The sequence below is a fragment of the Nostoc sp. CHAB 5836 genome, from assembly GCF_020829445.1.
Classification (GTDB): Bacteria; Cyanobacteriota; Cyanobacteriia; order Cyanobacteriales; family Nostocaceae; genus Nostoc.
Window position 1 is genome coordinate 1 of record NZ_JAIVFV010000320.1, and the last position, 3,711, is coordinate 3,711.

The window sequence follows — 3,711 nt, forward strand, 5'->3', positions numbered from 1 at the left end:
TGATGAAAGAGAATCACAATTATTTGCCCCCGGTGTGTGGTCGAAACGTGAGATTAATACGTGTGCTAACGACTTTATTGGTCTTGGGAACCTGATGCAGATGTGTAGACTGACAACCGGGGTGCATAATCAACAAGCTCCCGTGTTCGAGCCAGAAATCAGTAGGTCTGCCATTCCTCGGTTTAATTTGAAACTTGCGAACAGACCCCAGGCTTATGGAAGCAATTGCCGGGGATATTCCCATTGAAGAATCAGTGTCAGCGTGCCACCCGATTGAATCCATACCTGTGCGGTATTGGTTCCCGATGACGATACGGAACTTATAACCAGTTAGCGCAGTGATTCTGTCCCGCAAGTTAGCCAGATTGTCTGTCCAAGTCAGGGGTTTCAAAAATACGCTGTTTGAGTAAAGATAATCACAGCCTTTGTCCCCGTATAAGCACTCCAAGCGGGGAACGGGCATTGTTTTACCCGCCATACGTATTTGATTCTGCTGCCACTCCAGTTGTAGACAGTGTTGATATAGTTCGTTGCCTTGTTCAAGGCTTAAGAAATCGGGGTAGTAAGTGATAGGTAAAACTGGCGCTGATTCACCAAACAAATTGAGTTGTTGCATGATAATAAAGTTGTTATTTTTGATAGATGAAAAAACTGGTGGCGTTGGCTTTAACTTTTCACGATTACCCGTGGTTTCTTGGTAGCAAAAGCCCCCGCAATTTTTAGTGCAGCAGTGGGGTTTGGATGAGCGAAAAATTCTTCAATCGCTTTGGTCAGCCCATCTGCAACAATTGGGTCATGGCAAGCGTAAACATAAACAGGCTGCTGAGTGCCGTTGACCAGTCGCATTTCCTGACGCTCCCCTAACTGTGGGTAAAAGGTGCGAACCCAAGTACCGAGATGACCGCGATAATGGGAACCACTTAAGGGGACTTTCTTCCCTAACTCCGTCTCAGCAAAATTCACAACACCCATCCATTTCTCTTTGCTAGCGATTAGGGCTTGTTGATTGTGTTGGGCTAAGAGATTAGCGGCGAAGTCTTGAAAATGCTGTTCCATGTATGGGTTGAGTCTGCCACCTGTGAGTTCGGCTAAAGTTTTCATCGCCTCGACTAAAGTTTGTAGGCGTTGCTCCCCCGGTGGGAGAGCAGGGGCAGGTACAGGAGTTTGGGCAGTGACAGCTGCAACCAAGTCTAAAATGATGGTTCTAACTTGGGCTGCTACTTCAGATTGCTGCAATTGCATTGCGATCCTTAAAGCGCCCAAAGCCGAAAAAACTCTAACTTGGGATGTTTTCGATGGTAGACAGAGTGTCTGTCGAGCATCACGTAAGTCTTTACCAGTAAGGGTTTTAGTTTCTTCGGTTCGGAATTCCGATTGATTTACTCTGTGGAGTTCTTTGACTGCGGACTCTGTAACTGAAAAATATTCTGCTATTTGTGCAGTAGTTGCCCAGCCAGTACCACCCCACACAGCGAATACTATTGTCTTTGCTTTGCTTAGAACAACTTCTGCGCGTTCTTCATCAAGGTTAGAAAGTGCAGAGGTTCTTAATGATGGAGACTCGATTAAAACACTTTGATTTAAAGGTAAATTCATGTTGGTTGACTCCTAACTCAATTTCAAAACTTTAGAGATTTACCCGAACCAAACTTTTTTCACCTACTAATGAGAAACGATTCCATATAATCGGTGATTGGGTTAAGGTTGGGGACACCAATTCAACAAGGTAAAACCAAGAATTATTCACAAATCCAATGCCCAAAATGAGACGTTGCTTTGCGTCATTGCCGTGAGAACATAGGATTACTTTTTGTCCCAAAACAAAAGCGGGTTTTGGTACGGGCAGGATTATTAATTCACCAGTACCAATGATTTGATGTTGTGTGACATGAACAATTTCATTACGACAATCAATTGAATAAATCCAACATTCGTGTTTCCACTGAACACCGCAGCAGTAACCGAATGTTTTGCTGGTTCTCAGATAAACTCTTTCTAGTAAATTGACTTCAACATCTGGTATTGTTTTGCCCCAGGGTGGAGAGAGATACCAACTGGTTTGAAGTGCATTAATGTGGTCAATCATGCGTTTTTTATTTGTTGAGATAAAATTGTTTTCAGTCGCCCAAAGATTAGTGCAGCGCATTGAGGGACAATGGCATTCCCTAAAGCTTTGATTTGCTCTGCGTGTTGTCTTCTGATGGTTTGGTATTCTGCCCAGAGTTGGCGATATTCTTGTTGGCAATAGAGCGTAAGCGCTGCAACTTCATTACGAGTGAGCCGATTGAAACTGGGGACTGTGGCAGAGGTGAGCCAATAATCAAGTCCTGCTCCTTTAAGCAGACATCCGTCCAAAAGAGCGGGAAACCCATCATTGCCTCCAGGAAATTTACACACAGCGATCGCTGTGTATTCAAATAAGGGGATTTGTTGAGGTTGCCTTGGATGTTGTCGCTCTTGTCGCCCCTTGAACTCCAAGGCATTACCGCAGCTGACAGATGCAGGGTTTGCCCCACTTTGTGTGTACTGATTCCAGGATGTATCCCGTCTTGGGCTTTGGGAGTTGGTAGCAATAATCCAAACTCGTTCTCGCTTGTGGACAGCCCCCACGGATGCAGCCGAAACAATTCCCCATTCCACATCGAACCCCAGCGAGGCAAACTCCCAAAGTACGGCACGGAAAAATTCACTTCGTTCAGCAGTGAGCAGTCCGGGAACGTTTTCCACAATCGCCCAGTCTGGTCGAATCTCGCAAATGATTCTAAAGAATTCCCCAAACAGGTTGCGCTCGTCCTTCGAGGCTTGCTGTTTCCCCGCGAGGCTAAATGGAGGGCAGGGGAGTCCAGCGATGATCCCATCAACTTCTGTAATTCCGACTCTTGCCAAAGACTCAGTTGTAATGTCATGGATATCTGGGATAATTGGAATTTGTGGGAATCGCAGATGTAGAACTTGTTGGCAGTATTGATTAATTTCGCAAAAAGCCACCGTTTCAAAACCGCCAGTAATCAGATGACCAAGGGTGAAGCCGCCAATACCAGAGCAGAGGTCAATAACTTTTTGAGTTTGCAGGGGAGTGATTGGGTCAATCATGCGCGTCTCCCCAATAAATAATTAATGGCTTCTGGATCAAGAGAGGTAATACGTTTTTTAATTGATTGTGGGGGATGCTCAAGAAATTGTTTAAGATGCCATCTGCGAATTTGGTAATGTTTAGCAGAGCGTCTTGTAGCTTTGAGCCATCCTCTTTTTACCCATCTGGTAACAGTTGATAAATTCAATCGAAGAACTTGAGCTATTTGTTTTATCGTATAGATTTCAGCTTTCACCTCAATAATTTTTAGCTCTTGTTCAGTCCATTTTGTATGCATCTGATTACCTTCCTTTAAGATGCAGGTTTAGTAGAATTTTCTTGTACAATCTGAGCGCTAATTGATTCAAAGTCCACCTGAGCAATCTTCAAATCAATCAACATCTCACCACTGTTATAGAGGTCTGTAATGTGCTGCTTGATTGCCAAATCTGACAGCCCATCAGGAATATTTAGGTGCGCAACACTGATGATTTTATCTACTACTGTGACTATGACCGAAACAATTCAAAATTCAAAATTCAAAATTCAAAATTGAAGAATAGCTCAGTAATTTTGAATTAATTCAGGTAGAAGCCCCTAAATTTATTTATGGAGATAAATATTTATAAACTTGTTGC

Annotated in this window: 6 protein-coding genes; all 6 read right to left on the bottom strand. The window is 43.6% G+C overall.

The genetic code is table 11. From position 1 onward, the window contains the following. Nucleotides 1-19: 19 nt before the first annotated feature. From LC605_RS31690 to LC605_RS33215, 6 genes are read right to left on the bottom strand one after another with little or no spacing between them, the layout of a single operon-like run. Complete coding sequence (locus LC605_RS31690; RefSeq protein WP_229551357.1) at nucleotides 20-616, bottom strand: alpha-ketoglutarate-dependent dioxygenase AlkB; 597 nt, start codon at nucleotides 614-616, stop codon at nucleotides 20-22. A gap of 50 nt (nucleotides 617-666) precedes the next feature. Then, complete coding sequence (locus tag LC605_RS31695; protein WP_229551358.1) at nucleotides 667-1,596, bottom strand: hypothetical protein; 930 nt, start codon at nucleotides 1,594-1,596, stop codon at nucleotides 667-669. A 31-nt stretch (nucleotides 1,597-1,627) separates the two neighbouring features. Continuing rightward, nucleotides 1,628-2,086: a DUF1392 family protein gene (locus LC605_RS31700; RefSeq protein WP_229551359.1), complete on the bottom strand. Its 459-nt coding sequence runs from the start codon at nucleotides 2,084-2,086 to the stop codon at nucleotides 1,628-1,630. Beyond that, nucleotides 2,083-3,093, bottom strand: coding sequence for a DNA cytosine methyltransferase (locus tag LC605_RS31705; RefSeq protein WP_229551360.1), 1,011 nt, complete (start codon nucleotides 3,091-3,093; stop codon nucleotides 2,083-2,085). Before LC605_RS31705 ends, LC605_RS31700 begins: the two co-directional genes overlap by 4 nt. Beyond that, nucleotides 3,090-3,371 (bottom strand): helix-turn-helix domain-containing protein, encoded by a 282-nt coding sequence (locus tag LC605_RS31710; RefSeq protein ID WP_229551361.1) that lies wholly within the window; start codon nucleotides 3,369-3,371, stop codon nucleotides 3,090-3,092. The genes LC605_RS31705 and LC605_RS31710 overlap by 4 nt, the downstream gene beginning before the upstream one ends. Nucleotides 3,372-3,385: 14 nt before the next feature. Beyond that, a complete protein-coding gene (locus tag LC605_RS33215) occupies nucleotides 3,386-3,520 on the bottom strand; it encodes a hypothetical protein (protein ID WP_267868730.1) in 135 nt (44 codons plus the stop codon). Between the last annotated feature and the right edge of the window lie 191 nt (nucleotides 3,521-3,711).